The organism is Enterococcus sp. AZ011, assembly GCF_050548355.1.
GTDB lineage: Bacteria > Bacillota > Bacilli > Lactobacillales > Enterococcaceae > Enterococcus > Enterococcus faecalis.
In genome coordinates, this window is sequence record NZ_CP172959.1 from 2,248,053 (window position 1) to 2,270,353 (window position 22,301).

Sequence of the window (22,301 nt, forward strand, 5' to 3'; positions counted from 1 at the left end):
TCTCCCTTGGTATAGTTACTTTTTTAAATCTCAACTGTTAAATCTGGTTGGGCTAATGTCACTGGAATTTCCGTTCCAGCATAGTTTTGCGCTTCTTCCCGTAGTTGTTCCAATGACCCATGTTGTGGTAAATGGGTCAACATCAATTGTTTGACTTGTGCTGCTTTGGCAATTTCACCCGCTTCTCTTGACGTAAAGTGTGCATGATGTCGTTCATTACCTTCAAATAAGTACGTATCCGCTAAGAATAAATCAGCGTCTTTTGCAAAGTCTTCAAAACTTGCTAAGTAACCAGAGTCTCCTGTAAAGACAAAGACTTTGCCAGTCGCTTTTTCAACAATCCGCATCGCGTAACAAGTGACAGGATGAATCGTTTCCATGAAAGTAATTAAAAATGGTCCTACTGCCAACTCTTCTGCTTCAAAATACTCTTTCCCTTCGGAAACGTTAGGAAGCGTTAGTTCTTTGAAATGCATTTGATCTTGTGTATGGCCATATATTGGCAAAATAGGCGTCGGTTCCAGCGTTGGATAAAGCTGACGATAATATTGTAAAACACCTAAATCTGCGATATGGTCATGATGGTAATGCGACAGAATGACAGCATCTAATTTCAATGGATCTAGATAGTTTTCTAAACGCACTAATGTCGTACTGCCTGCATCAATAAGCAAATGAAAGCCTTCAGATTCTAACAAATAGGAACTCGTTCCTTCTCCTTTGTATGGATAAGCACCTAAACAGCCTAAGACAGTCAATTTCATGTGTGGACAACCTCCTTCAATACGATACTTCCATGTTACCATAAAATAACGGAAAAACGAGGTTAAAACGCTTAAATTTTCACAAAAAGACCAAAGAAAAAACCTGAACCCTTTGTCGAGATAACGAAGGATTCAAGCTTCTTTTTTATTCTTCGGCTAAACCTTTTTCTTCTAAGGCAGTTTGATAAAAACTAGCTAACGCTACATAGTTATAAGGAATCACCCATAATAGACCGATACCAATAGCTAAAAAGCCCACAATATACCAACCAATAAAAGAAAATTGTAAACATAAATATTGCCAAAAACGATTTTTCATTAAATATAACGCCTGTTTCAACGCCATCATAATTGGCAGTTCTGGATTATCAAAACGTAGCCACACAGCAAATTGAAAAACGCCACTCACAAATAAACCAATTAAAAAGATCAAGATAGTGGCAACACCAAACGCTAGGAAAAAGGAAAAATCATTTAAGAAAAAGGCTTGGATTTCCTCTGGTGTAACTGTATTAAACATCAATTTGAAATACAAGGTTGTCCCTGCCCCAAATAAAATTGGTAACAAAAATAACAAACCAATTACACGTTCAAGTACTTTTTGAAGTAGGTTGACCACAAATAGCGGACCATAATATTTTCCTTGAAAAACACTCATTAAAATATTGACCCGCACCTTTTCACCACGCAACACCTTCAAGGCTGCGTAATATAGCGCATAACTTAACGCGAATAAAACAAAAATTTGCAGTAATACTGCGGCAAAACTACTTTGAAAAACTTGATTTTCACCAGAAAATAAATTTTGCACAATCGATGTTAAGAAGCTCTGTAAAACCACTCCTAAGAAAGTTAACCAAGCCATGATCCCCCATTGCCCATCAAGAGCTCTGCGAGCATTGGCACGATGTTGCGAATTTGTTACTAAACTTTTCATTCATTCCATCCTTTCTGAAACTAATAACTAGTCAATTTAGCGACTGTTTCTTTATCTAGACGTTTCACCACTTCTGTGACTAATTTGACTGTGTTGAAATAATCATCTTCATGAATAACTGAGGTATGTGAATGCAGATATCTAACAGGCACCGTGATGGCTAATGATGGAATCCCGTTGCGCGTTAAATGCATGCGGCCAGCATCCGTACCTCCCCCTGTAATCACTGTATATTGGAAGGGAATGTTATTTTCTTCCGCCACTTGAATAACAAAATCACGTAATTTTTTATGCGGAATCATTGATGCATCATAAATCAAAATTTGTGGCCCTTCACCTAAAACAGAGTCGGCTTCTTTAGGTGTCATTCCTGGTGTGTCACCAGCTGTTCCTGTGTCTAAAGCAAACGCTATGTCTGGATTCACAAGATGCGTACTTGTTTGCGCACCGCGTAGCCCCACTTCTTCTTGCACATCACTGCCTGCAAATAAAATATTGGGGTGCCCTTCTGTCGCTAAATTTTCTAAAACTTTTAATGAAACGGCCGTACCAATTCGGTTATCCCACGCTTTTGCCAATAAAAATTTTGTATCATTCATGCGACGATAGTCAATATATGGTGTCACCATATCCCCTGGATGAATCCCCCATTCTGCAACTTGTTGATCGCTACTTGCACCAATATCAATAAACATATCTGCAATCTCATAGGGTTTGTTACGAACTTCCGCTGTTAACACATGCGGTGGTTTAGACCCAATGACACCATGGTAAACCTTACCAGTCGTGGTTTTAATCTGAACTTGTTGGGCCAACATCACTTGCCCCCACCAACCACCAACAGTTTGAAATTTTAAAAAGCCTTTTTCTGTGATTTGGGTAACCATGAAACCGACTTCATCCATATGCCCAGAAATGTAGACTTTTGGTCCTTCTTTATCACCAACATTTTTTGCAATAATACTGCCAAGGCCATCATATAAAAATTTATCCGCATACGGTGCTGCATACTTTTTAAATAACGAACGTACTTCGTCTTCATTCCCAGCAATCCCTTTAGCACTTGTTAAATCAATTAACATTTTTTCTTCTTTTGCATCCATAAAAATAACTCCCCTCAAAAACCAATTTTATCCATTATACCACGAACTAAAAAAATACTTACAAAAAATAAATTGAGCAACGTTCTCCACTAAAAATAAACGAAAAAACAGCCTGCACGCTCGTTATTCAACGGCAGGTACAGGCTATTTTCATTGTTACGAAGCGCTTCTAGTCCGCTTCAGATAATTGGTACTTGATCCATCTTGCCTTCTTAAAATTGAGGTAAGACCAATGGATTTTGTTGTTGCCAATCTGTCTGATAAAAACGATCATCAATTTGATACGCTAACTTTTTAGACGCAGGTTGTTTCATAAATTCATCTACTTGACGATCAACAGCGAGCCAACCACGCCAACCTAAATGAATCGTGTCCGCCATAAAGTAGCGTTCATTACTACATGTTGAGAAGTCAGCAATGTTAGTAAAGCCTTGCTCTTGAAGTTGATATTTCAGCTTGCGTGCTACTTGTTGCAACATATCTTGTGACAAGCCCGTATAGTCCGACCAACGTTTGTTAACAGGTGGGATTACAAATAAAACATCGACATTTTTTTCTGCTAACTGTTCTAACGCAGCTTGGAAATCACCATATTCTGGAGAAAAACGATAATCCCATTTCTTTTGTGAATGAGCTAATTTCGGTAAAACTGGTTTAATCCGTTGGCGATAAAAACCGTTACTAATTTCAAATTTATTATTATTAATGGCTTTTGCCGCAATTTTTCCAGCTAGCTGATCTAATTCATTAAAATTATAAGTAGCAGGTAATTGTTTCATATCTTTTTCAACAATTGGTTCTCTGCTAACCATGCCAATTTGGCTAAACAATTCATCTTCACGATTCAAGAAACGGAGATTCATTATAAAATAATCTCGTTGAGAGCGTTGGGGAAGTTGCCCTGCCTGCAGATTTGCCAAGGTTTCCATTAAGACTTTGTCTTTTTGAACAACTGGAAATTTGGTCAAACGTTGTGCTAGATATTGGTCACCGCTGGTTAATTCGGTTAAATTAGCTAACCATTGATAGGTTTGTAATTGTGAATAGTGTGCACCAAAACTATCATTAGGTACACCCTTTTTGACAAACCATTGCGGAGATAAAATAAAGACCGCTTTCTTATTGGCAATCGCATCGCCCATCGAATGAATGACCATCGCTTGGGTTAATGACTGTGTGCCCGCTTCTCCTAGTAAAAACGGTCGGTAGTTCCGTTGATACTTTTCAGAGAGCACACTAGGGTGGAAAGCACTAAATCGACTTAATTCAGAAGAGCCAAAAAAAGGAACATATTTACCAGAAGCCACTGCTTTGTTTTTAATCACATTGCCTTTTAAAACGTTCGGTGCCATTGACGTTGATGCTTCCTTCAACGTTTTTTCGGAAGTTAAATTGATTCTGAACGGTGCAAAAAAGAACACTGCAACCAAGACCGCTGAACAAAGCACTGGACCTAAGATTCTGATTAGTCGTTTTTTTCTAGACATTATTGTAAAGCTTCCACTTGTTGAATGATTTGTTTTGGTGTTCCCCATACTTCACGGTCAAAGTCTGATACAGGAACTTGGATTCCTAATTGTCCTTCAATTTCTACTAATAATTGAACCGTCGCTAAAGAGTCCAATAATCCTTCTTCAAATAATTGAATGTCTTGATTGTTCACAACTTCGTCTGTTCCTGTAATATCTTCTAAAATGTTTAATACTGTTTCTTGAATGTTCATTATAAATTGCCCCTTTATATTTTTATTTTTATTTATTTAAACCATAGTTTGTCTAAAAATCCTGAGAAAATCAGGAAGCTGACACAAACCGCTTGGAAAGTTAAAAAGACTGCAAATGCATGTGTAAATTTGTTTGATGGTATCTTGTCTTTATGTTTTTTCTTAAAACGTAGCCAAGCATCTGTTACACAAATTAGTGTTGCATGGTAGAGCCCATAAGCGATGTAGAACCACGTTAATCCATGCCAAATGCCCATGATTAAGAACAACGCAAAGTAACCAATATTAGAAGTCACGATCCGACTTTTAAAGACTTTCTTTTTCATTAAGAAAAACATTAAGCGCATGTAAATGTAATCACGGAACCAAAAAGATAAGGTCATGTGCCAACGATTCCAGAATTCTTTAATATTCCAACTTAGAAACGGTTTGTTAAAGTTCATTGGTGTATCATAGCCCATTAAATAACTTGTGCCAACGGCCAGTAAACTATAGCCTGCGAAATCAAAGAATAGATACAAACTGTAATTATACATATAGCCGACTGTCCACCAGGATAAACCACCTTGTGCCAAGGCCATTTTTTCCACATGTGGTAAAAAGACACCACCAAGATAATGACTGATAATAAACTTATATAAAAATCCTAGAAATAAATAAAAAATTCCTTTTTCTAAAAAGTCTAAATATTTCTCCGCACTCGGCGGGTTTTTCAAATCTTTTTCAAAGCGCCGATAACGATCGATGGGTCCTGAAGAAATAGTCGGGAAAAACAAGAGAAACTGAATGTAACGAAACGGATGATATTCTTTCATTACGCCATCCCGTAAATCCATGACCACTTGGACCGCTTTAAAGGTTAAATAAGAAATCCCTAAAAAGCCAAGTAAGGTTGTTTTGCCTGTCATGAAGGGAGAAACTTTCACCCAAACAAGCGGTAATATAGCTAAAAAGACAGCCAGATAAAAGACCCAACCTGCATTTTTATTTTTTCGATAAGCCGCATAGCCCCACGTTAGTAACGTTTGATAAATAACATATACAATCAGAGCGACTCCTTGTTGCCAAAATTCGCCACCAAAACTGATATATAGAAAGACCAGTGTCACGAGTGTTTGGTACCAAGGCCAACGTGTCCCTTTAATGGCTAAAGTTAAAATCATCGGCAACAAGGCCGCAATTAGCAGAACAAAGTAATACGGTGCATTATAGGGAATCATATGAGGAAAATTCATCATGTGGCATTCACCTCATTCATCAACCCTTTCCGATCAATTTTACCATTACTTGTCAAAGGTAATTGTTCAACATATACAAATTTTTGCGGAATCATATAGTCCATTGTCAACGTGGCTAATTCTTGTTTAATTGCCTTAGTTAATTGAAAATCACTTGAAAATTCATGTGCTTGCGGAACGACATAGGCAATTAATTGTTGGACTTTATTTCCTTGATATTTCGGCACAACGACTGCTTGTTTCACGTAGGAAACATTCGTTAAGTGATGATCCACTTCTTCTAACTCAATGCGGTAGCCATGCAATTTAATTTGAAAATCTAAGCGTCCCTCATACTGCAATAGGTTATCGACTAACTTTCCAGCATCGCCTGTGCGATAAGCTGGTACGCCATCTAATTGGAAAAAAGCTTCAGCTGTTTTCGCAGGATTATTTAGATAGCCTTTGGAAACACTTGGTCCAGCAATGACGATTTCACCAATTTCACCTGCAGGTAATTTTGACATGCCTTCCATAATATAAATTTGCGTATCCTCTTTCACATACCCGATTGGTAAACGTTGAACACTTTTTAAAACTTCTTGAGTGATTTCAATGGCACTAATCGCTACAGTCGCTTCTGTCGGCCCATACGTATTATAAATATGCGCAGTTGGGAAACGAGCGGCTAATTTCTCAGCCGTTGGTTTTGGTAATTCTTCTCCACAGAATAAAAACGTGCGCAGTGCTGGTAGATGTTCACCATCGAAGCTTGGTTCCATTAGACACAATTCAATAAAGGACGGTGTTGAAACCCAGACGTCGATTGTTAATTGTGGCAAACGCGTAAATAATTGTTTAAAATCGTTAATGATTTCATTGGGTAACGGAGTTAATGAGCCGCCTAACGCCAATGCGGGATAAATAGACATCACCGATAAATCAAACGAATAAGGTGCCTGTGCTAAAAAGCGGGCCCCTTCTTCTAAACCAAAATCTTGCAACAACCAATTCGTAAAGCTAACTAAATTATCATGGCTGATTTGCACACCCTTTGGTACGCCAGTTGTCCCTGAAGTGAAAATGATATAGTAATTACTTGCTCCTGTGACAGGTATTAACGCAGGCGCATGCCGGGGTGCATGTATCATCATTTCTGTTAATTCTTCCGCCGTAATTACTGGCACTTCAGTGGCTAACTCAGGCCATTCATGCACAGCAATCACTGCGGTTGGTTTGGCTACGTTTAGAATTAGTTCAATGCGTTCTTTTGGTGTATGTGCATCAATGGGGATATAGCTAAAACCAGCTTTCGATGCGCCTAAAAAACTCACAATCATTTCAAAATCTAATTCTCCATATACGACAATCGCTGACTTGTCCGTTTTCAGCTCAGCTAAATAAGCGGCTAGATTGTCTGACTTTTCTTTTAACTCTCCATACGTAGAGACTTTTTCTTCGGTTAAATAAACAGGCCGTTGGGGTTCTTTACGTGCCCATTCATCAATCGTTTGAATCATATTAATTACTTTTTCCATGTATAGCCGCCTCCTTAAAACTCGTTATAAATGAAGGTTCCTCCATTGATATTCTTGTAATGATAAAGATAAATTAATGCAATGACAATGAAAGAATAAAATAACGTTTTACCGATGAATTTAAGACTTTCGTTATTGAGAATTTTCTGAAAAGTTGTTTTCATTATCATTCACCTCCTAAGGTTAATCGCTATCCATTATTTTATGCTATATTTCAGCAAAGTCCATTGAAATTTCTTACAATTTAATAAAAAAACTAACAATTTCGTCACTTCTTAAATTTTCATGATTTTCATAAACGGAACTCTCATAATTTTTTCGCATAAAGAAACTGTAAAAACCGCTTCACAACGGCTTTTACAGTTTTTTAAAAATGGATGTGTCGAATCATCCGCGCATAAATGGCAGACGTTAAAATATAAAAAATTAGATAAACAATTATTAAGATTCCACAAGAAAGATATACTAACAAATATCCTGGACTCTTAATAAATTGGCTTAACAAATAAATGGCAAAGGTGGTATGCAAAATCCCAATGACCATCGGCGGAAAGAAAATCAAACTATTCTGTCGATAAATTTGCTTAGTTATCGCTTTACTAGAAACACCCATCCGTTTTAAAGTCACGTAATCTTGACGCTCACTTACAGCTGAAAAGAGTTGTCGTAACATCAAAATACTGCCCGTAATAAACAACGCTAAAATTGCCACAAACATGGAGACATATAAAGTCAAGCCGTTAATTTTTCGTTCATAGCGTAAAGAGGCGTAGCGATCATTCATATTTAGCCGCCAAGTTTCTGTGACATCATCTTGCGTATTCTTTACCTCTTCGTTAGGCATTTGTTTGGCAAAACCACTCAACTGCTGGTTATTTTTTTCATACTTATACAAAATTGGCGCTTGCCATTCTGTGGCAATCTGTTTATTTACGGCTTCATAAAGTTTTTCACGGCTTTTCGTGTCAACATTTACGGCGTTAATCTGATACTGAATGGAATTTTTTGTCACTTTCTGATAAAGGGCATCGGAAACGACAATCGTTGGTAAGGAATATTGCAATAAAAAATTGCCTAGATAGTTAGGCAGCACTTGTTGCAGTTGTGCCTTCTCTCCTTCAACAAATTGCAGTTTCGATTCATAACGAGACATACCACTTAAAATATTGGTAAAGCTATCCATATAGATAACACTTTGGTCATTTTTTAAATGTAAATCGTTTAAATAAGGATTAATTTTTTGATAGTTGCGGTAATTGGAGAAAGATAAAACATTAACTGCTTCAATCGTTTCTTGTTCCTCTTGCGCTTGACCAATTCGCAAACTGCGTTCAATTCCAGTAATTTTATAAGAAAGTGTCACTTCATTTTTTATTTTGGTGTCCTTCGCTTCATCGAGAACTTTCTTCAATTTAGGATAGCTTTCCTGTGAAACTAAAAAGTCCACGGGGCCATCACTGTTGACCGTGTGCATACTAATCGTATACACAAAAACCATCACGCCAATCCCACTCAAGGCTGTCGCAATTAACAAGGTCAAACCAGTGAGTGTTTTGCTACTTTTAAATAAGTAGCGTTTGGCATTGCCTAAAGTAATCATGCGTAAATCTTGGTAATACCATTTTTTTCTATGATTAAATAAGCGAATGATAAAATACATGGTATAACGGAAAAATAAATAAGTTCCCACCACACATAGACCCAAAATGATAAAAGGCGTCAATGTAATAATCATTGGAATCGAGATATCCAATGAATCATTTAATTGTTTATACACAATACCTGTCGCTAAATTCCGAAAATCAAACGCAATAAAATAACCAGCCAGTAAACAAATAGGTCCTAAAATACCTAGAAACTGCCGCCGTTTCGTTAAACGACTATAATTAATTTGACCAATTTTTTCTTGGTGCATAAGCTGCGACAATGGATAACGATAAATCATCCAAATACTTCTTAAGCAGACAATCAAAATCATAAATGCAAAAGCTACACCGGTTTCAATAACGGAACGCCAAGAAATATAGAAGAAACTGGGCACTTCTAAAAACATAACTTTGGCTAAAATCATTGAAAACAACTTGGTGAAAATCACTCCTAAAATAATCCCATTAATTAGTGAAACAAAGCCTAAAACTAAATTTTCCACTAAAAAAATTAGTGAAACTTGGCTCTTTCTCAAGCCAATTAATCGATACAAGCCAATTTCTTGGCTACGTTTTCCTATAAAAAAACGATTTGCTGCCAACATAAAGCCCAAAATAATAATGGTGACTAAGGTACTACCAAGTCCTAAAGATCGCTTAATTTCGATATCACGGCCTGCACCTGCGACAAGAGGCTGGTTGTAAGCAATCGCACGGAAACAATAATAAACGACCGCTGCAAAAGTCATACTAATGTAATAAACCAGATAGTTAGGTACATGAGCTTTTAAATTTTTTAATGATAGTTTAAAAATCATTTGCGCGCCCGCCTCCACCAATCGTTGCTTGCATATCTATCACACGATTAAAAAATTCCTTACGTGATCCTTGACGAACAACTTCTGAGAAAATCGCACCGTCTTTAATGAATAAGATGCGATTGCAAAAACTGGCCGTGTACGGGTCATGTGTCACCATCAAAATTGTGGCATCATCATGTAGATTAATTTCAGCTAAATATTTCAACAATTCTGTTGCTGATTTTGAATCCAGCGAGCCAGTTGGTTCATCTGCAAAAATAATTTTAGGGTTCGTAATCAAAGCACGAGCAGCTGCTACCCGTTGTTTTTGTCCCACAGATATCTCTGGTGGATAAGCAGATAAAAGCTCCTGAATCCCCAAAATCGAAGTCACATGTAACAAACGTTTATCCATTTCTTCTAATGAAACTTTTTCTACAGCTAAAGGCAACAGAATATTGTCCTTCACATTTAACGTATCAATTAGGTTAAACGATTGAAAAATAAACCCCATTTCGTTTCTTCGAAAATCACTTAATTGATTATCTCGCATTTTTAAAATATCTTGTCCGGCGATGCGCACGATTCCTGCGGTTGGCAAAATAATCGAGGATAAGACATTCAACAGTGTCGATTTCCCAGCACCGCTGGGACCCATAATCCCCACAAATTCGCCTTCATCAACGGTAAACGAAATATTATCTAATACTTCTGTTTTATTATTTAAACGACCATATGTCTTGCTGACATGGTTTACTTCTACAATTTTTTTCATTTTTCTCGCTCCAACGTTTTGTTATTACTCTTATTTTACCAAGAAAAAATCTGAATGAACATCGTTTTATCTTACAATATCGTTCGGTAGTCAAAGAATAATTGGCATTTCGTGAATAAATCCGCAAACAATTATTATTTAATAATTGTTATTTTTTAGTGTTGCTTTTAGCAATTTGGCAAAAAACTCTTTGCTGTTTTTTAATTTGGACAAAGAATTTTTTTCACACAAAAAAATTTGCTCAATCCTTTTCTTCATTTGTTTTCATATTTTTTCAAAACAGCACAAGCACAATATATAGTGTTTGTCTAGTGATATTTTACTAAAAATACGCAATATATCGATTGAATTTAGCCGACCTTTGTATTAGGATAGTTACTAACGAGATATAAGGAGCTGGATAAAATGATGAAGATTACTGATGAAAAAGCCGAGGATGTTAATCTCTCAACAATTAAAGTCGTCAAACGAGATGGTCGTTTAGTGACTTTCGATGATCAAAAAATATACGACGCTTTGATCAAAGCTGAACAAAAAATACATGACCAAGTCACTCCTTTGACACATCAAAAAGTCCAATCGATTGTTGCCGATGTCAATCGAGAAATTGCCGAACGTTTTACCAATAACGTAAAAATTTATGAAATTCAAAATATTGTGGAACATACTCTGCTATCCAACAACGAATATGCCTTAGCCGAAGAATACATTCATTACAGAACCCAACGTGATTTTGAGCGTAGTAAAGCGACTGATATTAATGTATCTATCGGCAAATTAATTAATAAAGATCAGACTGTCGTGAACGAAAATGCCAACAAAGACAGTGACGTTTTTAATACGCAACGTGATCTAACCGCTGGGATTGTTGGAAAATCAATTGGTTTAAAGATGTTGCCTTCACACGTGGCTAATGCCCATCAAAAAGGCGACATTCATTACCACGATTTAGATTATCATCCATATACGCCCATGACAAACTGCTGTTTAATTGATTTTAAAGGCATGCTAAACAATGGCTTTAAAATTGGGAACGCTGATGTCGAATCACCAAAATCAATTCAAACGGCCACTGCACAAATTTCTCAAATTATTGCCAATGTAGCTTCCAGTCAATATGGTGGTTGCTCTGCCGATCGGATTGATGAATTATTAGCGCCTTTTGCGGAACGTAATTATGAAAAACATTTAGCAGATGCGCAAGAATGGATTGAAGGAGAAGAACGCCAAAAAGCATTCGCTCGGAAGAAAACGAAAAAAGATATTTTTGATGCCATGCAAAGTCTTGAGTATGAAATTAATACCTTATTTACTTCCAATGGACAAACCCCTTTTACTTCTCTGGGATTTGGTTTAGGTACCAACTGGTTTGAACGAGAAATTCAACGGGCGATTTTACAAATCCGAATTAATGGTTTAGGGATTGAAAAACGAACAGCTATTTTCCCAAAACTAATTTTCACAATTAAACGCGGCGTCAATGCGCAACCTACTGATCCAAATTACGATATTAAACAACTGGCACTGGAATGCGCAACGAAACGCATGTATCCTGATGTTTTAAACTATGATAAAATCGTTGAACTAACAGGTAGTTTTAAGGTACCAATGGGCTGTCGTTCCTTTTTACAAGGCTGGAAAGACGAACAAGGTGAAGAAGTAAATGTTGGCCGAATGAATTTAGGCGTTGTGACCTTGAACTTACCAAGAATCGCTTTAGAAGCGCAAGGAAGCCAAGAAAAGTTCTGGCAAATTTTAAATGAACGTTTAGCGATCGTTAAAGATGCTTTGGTTTATCGGGTTGAACGTGTTAAAGAAGCTAAACCAGCGAATGCACCGATTTTATACATGTATGGTGCATTTGGAAAACGTTTAGCTACACAGGATGCCGTAGATGAACTGTTTAAAAACAAACGTGCCACGGTTTCACTTGGCTATATTGGCTTGTATGAAGTGGCTTCTGCCTTTTACGGCGGTGCTTGGGAGGACAATCAAGAGGCCAAAAACTTTACACTGGATATTTTAAAAGAACTGAAAAAAAATGCCGACAACTGGGGCAATGAATACGGCTATCATTTTAGTGTCTACTCTACACCGAGCGAAAGCTTGACTGACCGTTTTTGCCGTTTAGATACTGAAAAATTTGGCATCGTCGAAAATATTACAGATAAAGAATATTACACAAATAGTTTCCATTATGATGTACGCAAAAATCCAACGCCTTTTGAAAAACTTGATTTTGAAAAGGATTATCCAAAATACTGTTCTGGTGGTTTTATCCACTACTGTGAATACCCCATGTTACAGCAAAATCCCAAAGCACTTGAAGCCGTCTGGGATTACGCTTATGACAAAGTTGGCTATTTAGGAACCAATACGCCAATTGATCATTGTTATGCCTGTGGTTTTGAAGGGGACTTCCATCCAACTGAACGTGGCTTTGAATGTCCAGAATGTGGCAATCATGATCCTAAGACTTGTGATGTTGTTAAACGGACTTGTGGTTATTTAGGTAACCCGCAAGCTCGCCCAATGGTACACGGTCGTCACAAAGAAATTTCCTCTCGTGTGAAACATTTAAAAAATTAAACTCGATTATTCTATAGAAAGAAGTTTTGCTGATGCGTAATCCAAAACCACAAGAATGGAAAACCGAAGACTACAGCCAAAAAAAGATTGCCGATTACAAAGCGTTCAACTTTGTTGATGGCGAAGGTGTACGCAATAGTTTATATGTGAGTGGCTGTCTCTTTGCTTGTGAAGGTTGTTTTAACAAAGCTGTCCAAAATTTCAATTACGGTACGCCGTTTACAAAATCTTTAATGAATCAAATTATTGAAGATTTGTCCCATGACTATGTCCAAGGTTTGACTCTTTTGGGTGGTGAACCTTTTCTGAATACAGATGTTTGTCTTAGTGTAGTCAAACGTGTGCGGGAAACATTTGGCTCAGCCAAAGATATCTGGTCTTGGTCTGGGTATACCTTTGAAGAACTACTTTTAGAAACGCCTGATAAGCTTGAACTACTCCATTCAATTGACATTTTAGTTGATGGGCGCTTTGAACTGGCAAAACGTAATTTAAATTTACAATTTCGTGGCAGTAGTAATCAACGGATTATTGATGTACCCAAATCACTTGCTGCTGGCAAAGCTGTTATTTGGGAAAAATGTCATGACGCCGAAACGTCTTATGAACAAATCAAAAAATCAATTTAAAAAAGTTAGCCCTTTAGCCATCTCTTGAGGATGTGTCTAAAGGGCTAACTTTTTTCCCATAAAGGTAAAACAATGTTTTCATACGCTAGTGGATCTAAATTCGTTAAAGTAATGCCTAATAAACGGATTCCCTGTTCTAAACCTAAAATATCTTCCCAAATTAAATTCGCTTGATAGAAAAGTTCTTCTTTTTTAGAAATATATTCAGGTAATGTCACACGTTTCGTAATCGTCGTATAGTCAGTATAACGAACTTTTAGGACTACTGTTTTTCCATGCTTTTGCACTCGTTGCAATGCACGCTCAACCCCTGCTGCTAATTGTCTCAATTGAGCCGTAACCTGCTCTTCCGTCGTTAAAGGGGTGCCGTAAGTATGTTCCTTACCTACCGACTTACGATCTCTAGTCACTTGAACTGGCGCATCATGGATACCGCGGACTTTACGATACAATGAATAACCCATTTTACCGAATAACCGAATCAACGTCATCTCATCTTGCTTGTATAAATCTGCTCCAGTAAAAATCCCTAGTTCATGCATTTTGGGCACTGTTTTTTTCCCGATTCCGTGGAAATCTTCAATCGGTAATGCTTTCAAAAAATCTTCGGCCTCTTCTGGTAAGACAACCGTCAGGCCCTTTGGTTTCTGGAAATCTGATGCTAACTTGGCTAAAAACTTATTGTAACTAACACCTGCCGAGCAAGTTAACTGCAATTCATGCCAAATATCATATTGAATCATTTTCGCAATTTTAATAGCCGACTTACTGTTGACCTTATTTTCAGTTACATCTAAATACGCTTCGTCAATAGATACTGGTTCAATCACATCTGTATAGCGGCGAAAAATTTCACGGATTTCTTGAGAAATTTCACTATATTTCTGATAATTACCTGGCTTAAAAATGGCACTTGGACATAGTTCATACGCCTTTTGAGCACTCATAGCCGAGTGAATACCGTACTGTCGAGCAATATAATTCGCTGTGGTCACCACTCCTTTGCCCCCAGTATCACTTGGATGGCGCGCAATAACTAACGGATGTCCTACTAGCTCTGGATGATCTCGTTCTTCAACTGAAGCAAAAAACGCGTCCATATCTATATGTATAATTTTTCTCGACGTATCTTTTTTTAAGGGAAAACGTAATTCGCTCATCATTTTGATTCGCCTCCTCCCTCCATTATATACGAACGTCCGTTCTTTTTCAAATTGAAACTTCTTTATTTCAACCAGAAAAAGCTGAAAATCCGTGAAGTTATAAACACAGATTTTCAGCTTTTTAATTAAACGACCAATTGTTTTTGTTGATTATAGTAGCCTTTATAGGCAAGATAAGTTGCAATCACTGAACCAATACTTGTTGCTGATAGCAACATAAAAGTCACCATAATCTGATATTTTATCGCATGGACAGGATCAACGCCCGCAAAAATTAAGCCTGACATCATCCCAGGCAAACTAACAATTCCGACAGTTTTGGCAGAATCAATCGTCGGCGCCATCCCGGTTTTCACACTTTGTTGGATGATTGGTAAAGAGGCGAGTTTGATAGTTGCACCTAATGCTAGTTTCTCCATTACCGCTTGCCGTTGGTTTTGAAAAAGAGTATCTAAATTGCGATAGCATAAACCAATTGCCACCATCGAATTGCTGGCAATCATCCCACTGATAGGAATGATTTGAGAAGGAATAAATTTAATAGAACCAGAAAAAATCAAAATACCAATGGTAATTCCTGTACTACAACCAATCGCAATGAAAGAAATCAAAAAGCCCTTTTGTAATTGCTGGCTGCGTTTTTTTGCATTAAAGGCTGCGTTGGAAACAATCACCAAAACCATGATGAGCGTTAAAATCAGGTTATTGACTTGAAAAACATATTTTAATAAATAGCCGACTGCGACTAATTGAATGACTGCTCGAATCACACTAATAATAATATCTTTGGTAAAACCTAATTTTTCTTTAGTACTAATAATTAATGCGACCACCACTAGCATGGCTGAAAAAAATAAGGATAAATTATTAACTGCTAAATCCATCTGTCGGCGCCACCTTTCCTGCTACAATACGAATCACTTGCTGTGCTTGCTGAATTTCTTCGGTATCATGCGTGACACGAACCAGCGTGACTCCTTGCTCTTTGTTTAATTGGTTTAACAATTGATTGACAATCTGTTTGCTTTCTTCATCTAATCCCGTTGTAACTTCGTCTAATAATAAAACATCTGGTACAAAAATAATGTTTCGTAGCAAAGCAACCCGTTGTCGCTCACCACCAGAGAGTTCGGCTATTTTCTTTTCAAGATAAGCAGCGGGCAATTTCACTTGTTGGAGCAATGCCACGACTTTTTCCTGATTAAACGCTTCTTGTCTGACGGTAAATGGAAATAATAAATTATCATACACGGTTTCACCAAATAAAGTTGGCTGCTGAAAACAATAAGAAACCTTTTGGCGGTATGTTTCGATTGGCATTGTAGTAATTGGCGCTTCTTGATAAAAAATTTCGCCTTCTGTAGGACTTAATAATGAAGATAAAATTTTTAAAAATGTACTTTTCCCGCTACCTGAAGGACCAACAATTGTTGTATTGCTGCCTGTTTCAAATGACAAATCAATATCAGAAAGAATGCTACGACCATTTACTTGATAAGACACGCCTTCTGCTCGCAATAAATTACTCATGTTTCTCTCCTTTTTTAAATGGAATGATATTCTTTATATACTTCTTGTTTTTTTACATTTCTCAATTTAGCCACTTCTTTGATTGCCTCTTTTGAACTCCGTCCCTCTTCCTCCATTAAAACTTGCACATGTTCCTTGAGGGAAATAGCTGGCATTGCTGCTATTGTCTCTTTCTCACCAGTAAATCCGCTAACTAATAAACAACACTCGCCTTTTAGCGTATTTTCTGCTAAATATTCTGTTAGTTCTCCTAAGGTACCACGCAAATACTCTTCATGAAGTTTCGTTAATTCTCGACAAATCACAGCGGGGCGTTCTTGACCATAGACTTCAGCAAACGTTGCGACCGTTTTAGCAATCCGATAGGGGGACTCATAAAAAATCTGTGTCGGCCGTTCTTCTTTTAATGCTGATAACACGTCTTTCTGTTCTTTTTTCTTTCTTGGTAAAAAACCATAAAACGTAAATGGCTGTGGTAAAAGACCCGAGGCAATCAAGGCGGTCATTCCTGCCGTAGGTCCTGGCAAGGCAATCACTGCCAGTTCTTCTTCAAGACATGCTGTAACCAATTCATGACCAGGATCACTAATTGAAGGCATACCTGCATCGCTAACTTGGGCAATCGTTTCACCACTCAGCAATCGTGTAATCAGTTGAGGAATTCGCTCTTTGTAATTATGTTCGTGTAAACTAATTTGTGGTGTTGTAATCTCAAAATGATTTAGCAATTTTTGTGTGTTTCTTGTGTCCTCACTAGCAATCACCGTTGCTTCTTTCAATATGTTTAAACAACGAATACTCATATCTTCTAAATTGCCGATCGGTGTTGGGACAAGATACAATTTTCCTTTTGTTGTTTGCTTATCAAAACTTTTCTGTTTTTGCATAGCGCATCCCTCATTTTCCTTTTTCGTTCTATAAATAGATAAAGGTTTGATTTGACAATCGATTGACTGTCAAACCAAACCTTTCCTTTTTATTTGCAGTGTCCACTAGACTTAACGCGTACGTTCCCCATAAATAACATCAAGACAAAAGGCACATTCTTCATCATTTTCACGTCTTGAACCATATAAAATATTGCAGACATGGAAGCCCTCTTCATAAAGTTTTTCCAAATTCATACGTGATTTTGATAGCTCTTGTTTTTCAGTTTCAGTTGTATTTCCTGCTAACTTATTCAGTTCTTGGAGATGCTCCCGTAAGCGTTGGTTTTCGATTTCCAACGTGGTATTTTTTTCTACCAACTCATGGAGTGCTGCTTTAATTTCTCTTAATTGTGTCACGGAACTATCTAAATCAGTTTCCAACGAATTTAATCCATCATAGAGCGAACGTTTATCCATTTTGATCACCTTTTTCAGCAGCAACTTTCGCAGTAGCTTCTTTGATTTCTTCGTAATCATAATCCGCTGCGATTTCACGACCATGCAGACGAACTTTGACAATCCGACTTAATAGATTCAACCCGACGACTTTGCCTTTGCCATCTGGTGTTATTACTTCTTTTCCATAATCTGGTAATTCTTTTTTAGCGGCTTCATATTCGTCGTTTTCATATTTCAAACAACACATTAAGCGGCCACATAATCCCGAAATTTTGACAGGATTTAAAGATAACCCTTGATCTTTAGCCATTTTGATTGAAACTGGCATAAAATCTCCTAGAAATGTTGAGCAACATAGTTGTCTGCCACAAGGGCCAATGCCACCTAATATTTTCGCTTCATCTCGGACACCAATTTGACGTAACTCAATTCGCGTCCGGAAAATAGCCGCTAAGTCTTTGACTAATTCACGAAAATCAATTCGCCCATCTGCCGTAAAGTAAAAAATCATTTTGCTACGATCGAAGGTATATTCTACTCGCACTAATTTCATTTTTAAGTCATGAGCTCGAATTTTTTCATTGGCAATGCTTTTGGCAGCTTCTGCATCAGCCAAATTTTTTTGTTCTTTTTCTAAATCATTGGCTGTTGCTTTATTTAAAATGGGTTTTAGGTCCTCTGGTAAATCGTCTGAATCGACTGTTTTTTTAGGAATAGCAACAGTAGCTAATTGTTTTGACTGTTGAGATTCAACGAGTACTTTCTCATTATAAATATACTCAGATTTTCCAGGAGCAAAATAATAGATATGACCGGCTTCACGGAAGCGAACTCCTACTACTTCTACCATTTTATTCCTCCTAATCTAGTTCAAGTGAACGTCGCTTCAATCGGTTAAGGAACTTGCTGAAACAACTAAGTTCCTACTATATTATGAAACTGAATGCCACTTGGCACTTTTTTCCTTTATGATTTAGGGTGAATCATTTGGATAACTAATTGTTCACAAACATTTTGCCAACTAACATTGGCAGTCCATTTTTGGCGTGCTTTCAAAATTAGCGCCAACCGTTCCGCCTGCTCTTCCGTTACTTTTTTGGCTTGCTGTGTCGCAACACTTTCTTCCAATAATTGACGGTAATAAACCATGAGCAAGTCAAAGCTAAGCGCTTGTTGTTCTTTTTCCTTAAATACTTTGACCATTTTCTTCTGAACGTAGATAAATGCTTGTAAATCATTACTTTTTAGATAATTAAACCATTGTAAAATGATTTCCCTAGCTTCATTAAACCATTCATCTTGAGAGATTTCAACTGCTTTCTCAAAACTATTTGTCAGCTCAGCTAAAAGGGTTGCAGTCTTTTCACCAATCCCCTGTTTGATTAAGCGATCAATTAATGTTTTTTTGACTAATGGTTGAAAATGTAAGGTTTGGCATCGTGATTGAATCGTTGGTAAAATTCGAGAAAGCGAAGTGGTTTCTAAAATAGCTAAAATTTGTCCTTCTGGTTCTTCTAAAAATTTTAAGAGACTATTGGCTGCGCCGGTACTCATTTTATCTGCTTCTTGAATTAAGAAAACTTTTTTAGCAGTCTCGACCCCACTTTTAGAAAACTCCGCTTTTAATTCACGGATTTGGTTCACTTTGATGGTTTGCCCATCTGGCGCAATTCTTAAAACATCTGGATGTTCATTTTCATTAATCCGCACACAATTATGGCATTCGTTACAAGGCTGTTGATTTACTAAATTCGTACAAAAGACATGTTTCGCCATCCATAAGCCAAATTCTTGTTTTCCAGTTCCTGTATCTCCTTCAAAAAGATAAGCATGGGCAAGACGACCATGCTCAAAACTTTTTTGGAGTTGCTTGTACAGCAAAGGTTGCATTTGCTGTAGCTGTTGTGCTTCATTCATCTTAATATTGATGGAATCCTTCAACTGGTAAGACGAAGCAAGTAGCGCCGCCTACTTCAACTTCCACAGGATAAGGAATTTGGCCATCCATTGTGATATCTAAAGTCACAGGTGTTGAAACATATTGTTTTCTTGATTGACATGTTTCTTTAATTAAAGCTAATGTTTCGTCGACACGTTCATCATCAATCCCAATAATAAATGTGCTGTTTCCCGCTTTTAAGAACCCACCTGTTGAGGATAATTTTGTAGCACGAATATTGGCATCAATAAATTCGTTGGCTAATCGGTTACTATCTTTGTCTTGTACAATGGCTAAAATAATCTTCATGGTCTACACCTTCCTATAATTAAAAGTTTTCTGGATAACGTTCAATAATCGCCTGATACGTTGCTTCTACGACAAGTTCTAAACTCATCCGTGCATCAATCTTTTTGATACGTTGTGGATTTTCTTCTGCTAATTTCAAATATTCATGACGAACACGTTGATGAAATTCTAATCCTTCTGAATCTAAGCGATCAATTTGCTGTGTTCGATTTTCTTGAATCCGCCGTAAGCCAGTATCTGAGTCAACGTCTAAATAAATTGTAAAATCTGGTGAGACACCTTCTGTCGCAAACGCATTAATTGAAGCAATGGGGGCAATCCCAATTCTACGCCCAGCGCCTTGGTAGGCCAATGAGCTGTCAGCAAAACGATCACATAGGACTAAATGACCCGCTTCCAAAGCTGGCAAGATTTTTTCCACTAAATGTTGACGACGAGCAGCTGCGTAAAGTAAAGCTTCTGTTCGCTCATCCATTCTGTCATTTCTTGGATCTAAAATAACTGTTCGAATCTTTTCGGCAATCGGTATGCCGCCTGGTTCTCTTGTAGTGACAATTTTTCGTTTTGACTCTTTAGCTAATCTTTCAGCAACTTCCTTCAAAACACTGGTTTTGCCAGCGCCATCTGGACCTTCAAATGTGATAAAAATACCCTGCACGTGCGAAAACTCCAATCAATTTTTACTTGTATCTATTATACTTCATCTTGCTCTATCAGTCTAATTGAAATCCTTATGTCCTATTTAAAGTGATGCATCCGCTGAAAAAAAGAAACTGAAAAAGAAGTACGGAAAAACTTGAACTGCGACATTTTCTCACAGAAACGACCTACTTCGATTTCAACCTCTTTTTCCAATGATGTTCCTTTTAAATTTCTCGACGTCCTTCGACTGCTTTTAGCAAGGTTATTTCGTCTGCATATTCAATATCGCTGCCGACAGACAAGCCGTGTGCCAAACGAGTAACGGTGATTCCAGCTGGTTTAATGAGCCGTGATAAATACATCGCCGTCGCTTCTCCTTCAGTGGTAGCGTTGGTTGCTATAATGACCTCTTTCACTTCATCATCGTGCAATCGTTTGATCAAAGAGGCAATATTAATATCTTCTGGTCCTGTTCCTTCCATCGGTGAAAGCACCCCGTGAAGTACGTGATACAAACCTTGATATTCACGCATTTTTTCCATTGCCATAACGTCTTTTGGTTCTTCCACTACTAAAATAATACTACGGTCACGATTTTTATCTTGGCAAATTTCACAAGGATCTTCTTCAGTAATATTTCCGCAAATACTACAGAAATGGAGATCTCTCTTGACACTAATTAGCGCTTTTGCAAAAGCATTAGCATCTTCTTCTTTCATATCAATTGTATAAAAAGCAAGCCGTGTCGCTGTTTTTTGACCAATTCCTGGTAATTTCATATAACTTTCAATCAATTTTGCAATCGGTTCTGGATAATTCATGAGGCTTCTACAGTCCTTTCTTAGCAAGGCGTTTCTGTTATTACTAAACGAGTTATAACAGATTTTGCGTCACTGAATATCTTATCACGCCCTGTCAAAAAAGCAACTGACAATTACTGCTTTCTAATACAAAAACAAGTCGTTAGTTACGAGCACTAAACGACTTGCTTTTGTATTAACCAATCCAGGTTTCGTGTGTATAGGCCATTTCCCAAAAAGCGTATTCCATCTCACTGCTGATAACAAAAGCGGTGATCATAGCTGCTTGTTCTTGTGGTGAACTTTCTTCATATAATTGGTCTAACAGTTGGCGTTCCTCTTGGACGTGTTGGTACGCTTCCTCCCCAGCATAGGTTTCAATCCAACGTTGGTACAGTGGCTCTGGTGAGTGTTGTTTGACTAACTGTGCACCAATTTCTTGATAGAGCCAAGAACAAGGCAACATACTTGCTGCGGCCGTCTTAGGCGTTCCTTCAATAAGTTGGCGATACATATGAGAAACATAGTGATACGCGGTTGGTGCAATCGGTGTCGCTGCAACTTCTTCTTCCGTAATCGCTAGTTCTTCAAAAAAAGTTTCACGAATAGCTAATTCGCCCAACGCGAGATTTTCCGCATTTGTTAAGAGTAATTTTTTCAATCGAGGTTGTTGCGTTTGTGCCGCAATCAAGCGATAAAGTTGACTAAAATGTTTTAAATAGTAATGATCTTGAATTAAATAGTAGCGAAAAATCATTGGACTCAAGGTTCCTTCATGTAACTCTGTGATAAAAGGATGCTGAAAACTCCCTTGCCAAGAAGCTTGCGCTTGTTCTTTGGCTTGTTCTGTAAATGTCATAGGTTTCTCC

At 37.5% G+C, this 22,301-nt stretch carries 23 protein-coding genes; 2 read left to right on the forward strand and 21 right to left on the reverse strand.

The window, feature by feature from the left end:
- Positions 1 to 23: 23 nt before the first annotated feature.
- The 10 genes from IGL36_RS10780 to IGL36_RS10825 all read right to left on the reverse strand — a co-directional run bounded on the left by IGL36_RS10780 (position 24) and on the right by IGL36_RS10825 (position 10,503).
- The gene (locus IGL36_RS10780; protein ID WP_002356393.1) at positions 24 to 764 is read right to left on the reverse strand and encodes an MBL fold metallo-hydrolase; all 741 of its coding nucleotides are present in this window, start codon (positions 762 to 764) and stop codon (positions 24 to 26) included.
- A gap of 145 nt (positions 765 to 909) precedes the next feature.
- Positions 910 to 1,701: a DUF975 family protein gene (locus IGL36_RS10785; protein ID WP_002365061.1), complete on the reverse strand. Its 792-nt coding sequence runs from the start codon at positions 1,699 to 1,701 to the stop codon at positions 910 to 912.
- A 20-nt stretch (positions 1,702 to 1,721) separates the two neighbouring features.
- Positions 1,722 to 2,804, reverse strand: coding sequence for a M42 family metallopeptidase (locus IGL36_RS10790; protein WP_002367214.1), 1,083 nt, complete (start codon positions 2,802 to 2,804; stop codon positions 1,722 to 1,724).
- 212 nt (positions 2,805 to 3,016) lie between these two features.
- Positions 3,017 to 4,291, reverse strand: a complete 1,275-nt coding sequence (dltD, locus tag IGL36_RS10795; protein WP_002356390.1) for a D-alanyl-lipoteichoic acid biosynthesis protein DltD — start codon at positions 4,289 to 4,291, stop codon at positions 3,017 to 3,019.
- The gene (dltC, locus tag IGL36_RS10800) at positions 4,291 to 4,527 is read right to left on the reverse strand and encodes a D-alanine--poly(phosphoribitol) ligase subunit DltC (protein WP_002356389.1); all 237 of its coding nucleotides are present in this window, start codon (positions 4,525 to 4,527) and stop codon (positions 4,291 to 4,293) included. Before dltC ends, dltD begins: the two co-directional genes overlap by 1 nt.
- A gap of 32 nt (positions 4,528 to 4,559) precedes the next feature.
- Positions 4,560 to 5,765 (reverse strand): D-alanyl-lipoteichoic acid biosynthesis protein DltB, encoded by a 1,206-nt coding sequence (dltB, locus tag IGL36_RS10805; protein WP_002382500.1) that lies wholly within the window; start codon positions 5,763 to 5,765, stop codon positions 4,560 to 4,562.
- The gene (gene dltA, locus IGL36_RS10810; protein WP_002365063.1) at positions 5,762 to 7,282 is read right to left on the reverse strand and encodes a D-alanine--poly(phosphoribitol) ligase subunit DltA; all 1,521 of its coding nucleotides are present in this window, start codon (positions 7,280 to 7,282) and stop codon (positions 5,762 to 5,764) included. Before dltA ends, dltB begins: the two co-directional genes overlap by 4 nt.
- A 14-nt stretch (positions 7,283 to 7,296) precedes the next feature.
- Positions 7,297 to 7,446, reverse strand: coding sequence for a teichoic acid D-Ala incorporation-associated protein DltX (locus tag IGL36_RS10815; RefSeq protein WP_002356384.1), 150 nt, complete (start codon positions 7,444 to 7,446; stop codon positions 7,297 to 7,299).
- Positions 7,447 to 7,649: 203 nt separating this feature from the next.
- A complete protein-coding gene (locus IGL36_RS10820; RefSeq protein WP_002384061.1) occupies positions 7,650 to 9,746 on the reverse strand; it encodes an ABC transporter permease in 2,097 nt (698 codons plus the stop codon).
- Positions 9,736 to 10,503: an ABC transporter ATP-binding protein gene (locus IGL36_RS10825; RefSeq protein WP_002356382.1), complete on the reverse strand. Its 768-nt coding sequence runs from the start codon at positions 10,501 to 10,503 to the stop codon at positions 9,736 to 9,738. Before IGL36_RS10825 ends, IGL36_RS10820 begins: the two co-directional genes overlap by 11 nt.
- Positions 10,504 to 10,908: 405 nt before the next feature.
- On the opposite strand from IGL36_RS10825, the gene nrdD reads away from it, so the two are divergent.
- Positions 10,909 to 13,092 carry an anaerobic ribonucleoside-triphosphate reductase gene (nrdD, locus tag IGL36_RS10830; protein WP_002385686.1) on the forward strand — a complete coding sequence of 728 codons (2,184 nt, stop codon included), beginning with the start codon at positions 10,909 to 10,911 and terminating at the stop codon, positions 13,090 to 13,092.
- 32 nt (positions 13,093 to 13,124) lie between these two features.
- Positions 13,125 to 13,721 carry an anaerobic ribonucleoside-triphosphate reductase activating protein gene (nrdG, locus tag IGL36_RS10835; RefSeq protein ID WP_002397887.1) on the forward strand — a complete coding sequence of 199 codons (597 nt, stop codon included), beginning with the start codon at positions 13,125 to 13,127 and terminating at the stop codon, positions 13,719 to 13,721.
- Positions 13,722 to 13,765: 44 nt separating this feature from the next.
- On the opposite strand, the gene dinB is transcribed toward nrdG, so the two are convergent.
- The 11 genes from dinB to tenA form a co-directional block, all read right to left on the reverse strand.
- Positions 13,766 to 14,881 carry a DNA polymerase IV gene (gene dinB, locus IGL36_RS10840; RefSeq protein ID WP_023894966.1) on the reverse strand — a complete coding sequence of 372 codons (1,116 nt, stop codon included), beginning with the start codon at positions 14,879 to 14,881 and terminating at the stop codon, positions 13,766 to 13,768.
- A 128-nt stretch (positions 14,882 to 15,009) separates the two neighbouring features.
- Positions 15,010 to 15,768, reverse strand: a complete 759-nt coding sequence (locus IGL36_RS10845; protein WP_002356377.1) for an ABC transporter permease — start codon at positions 15,766 to 15,768, stop codon at positions 15,010 to 15,012.
- A complete protein-coding gene (locus tag IGL36_RS10850) occupies positions 15,752 to 16,414 on the reverse strand; it encodes an ABC transporter ATP-binding protein (RefSeq protein ID WP_002356375.1) in 663 nt (220 codons plus the stop codon). The genes IGL36_RS10845 and IGL36_RS10850 overlap by 17 nt, the downstream gene beginning before the upstream one ends.
- A gap of 14 nt (positions 16,415 to 16,428) precedes the next feature.
- Positions 16,429 to 17,301: a 16S rRNA (cytidine(1402)-2'-O)-methyltransferase gene (rsmI, locus tag IGL36_RS10855; protein ID WP_002356373.1), complete on the reverse strand. Its 873-nt coding sequence runs from the start codon at positions 17,299 to 17,301 to the stop codon at positions 16,429 to 16,431.
- Positions 17,302 to 17,412: 111 nt separating this feature from the next.
- Positions 17,413 to 17,760, reverse strand: a complete 348-nt coding sequence (locus IGL36_RS10860; RefSeq protein ID WP_002356372.1) for a DNA replication initiation control protein YabA — start codon at positions 17,758 to 17,760, stop codon at positions 17,413 to 17,415.
- Positions 17,753 to 18,592 (reverse strand): PSP1 domain-containing protein, encoded by an 840-nt coding sequence (locus tag IGL36_RS10865; RefSeq protein WP_002356371.1) that lies wholly within the window; start codon positions 18,590 to 18,592, stop codon positions 17,753 to 17,755. Before IGL36_RS10865 ends, IGL36_RS10860 begins: the two co-directional genes overlap by 8 nt.
- Positions 18,593 to 18,708: 116 nt before the next feature.
- Entirely contained in the window at positions 18,709 to 19,659 is a 951-nt protein-coding gene (gene holB, locus IGL36_RS10870; protein WP_002384059.1) for a DNA polymerase III subunit delta', read from the reverse strand.
- A gap of 1 nt (position 19,660) precedes the next feature.
- Entirely contained in the window at positions 19,661 to 19,990 is a 330-nt protein-coding gene (locus IGL36_RS10875) for a cyclic-di-AMP receptor (RefSeq protein WP_002356367.1), read from the reverse strand.
- 19 nt (positions 19,991 to 20,009) lie between these two features.
- Positions 20,010 to 20,648 carry a dTMP kinase gene (tmk, locus tag IGL36_RS10880; protein WP_002397890.1) on the reverse strand — a complete coding sequence of 213 codons (639 nt, stop codon included), beginning with the start codon at positions 20,646 to 20,648 and terminating at the stop codon, positions 20,010 to 20,012.
- Between the two features lie 208 nt (positions 20,649 to 20,856).
- Positions 20,857 to 21,453 (reverse strand): recombination mediator RecR, encoded by a 597-nt coding sequence (gene recR / locus IGL36_RS10885; RefSeq protein ID WP_002356363.1) that lies wholly within the window; start codon positions 21,451 to 21,453, stop codon positions 20,857 to 20,859.
- A gap of 175 nt (positions 21,454 to 21,628) precedes the next feature.
- Positions 21,629 to 22,291 carry a thiaminase II gene (gene tenA, locus IGL36_RS10890; RefSeq protein ID WP_002372337.1) on the reverse strand — a complete coding sequence of 221 codons (663 nt, stop codon included), beginning with the start codon at positions 22,289 to 22,291 and terminating at the stop codon, positions 21,629 to 21,631.
- Positions 22,292 to 22,301 lie beyond the last annotated feature (10 nt).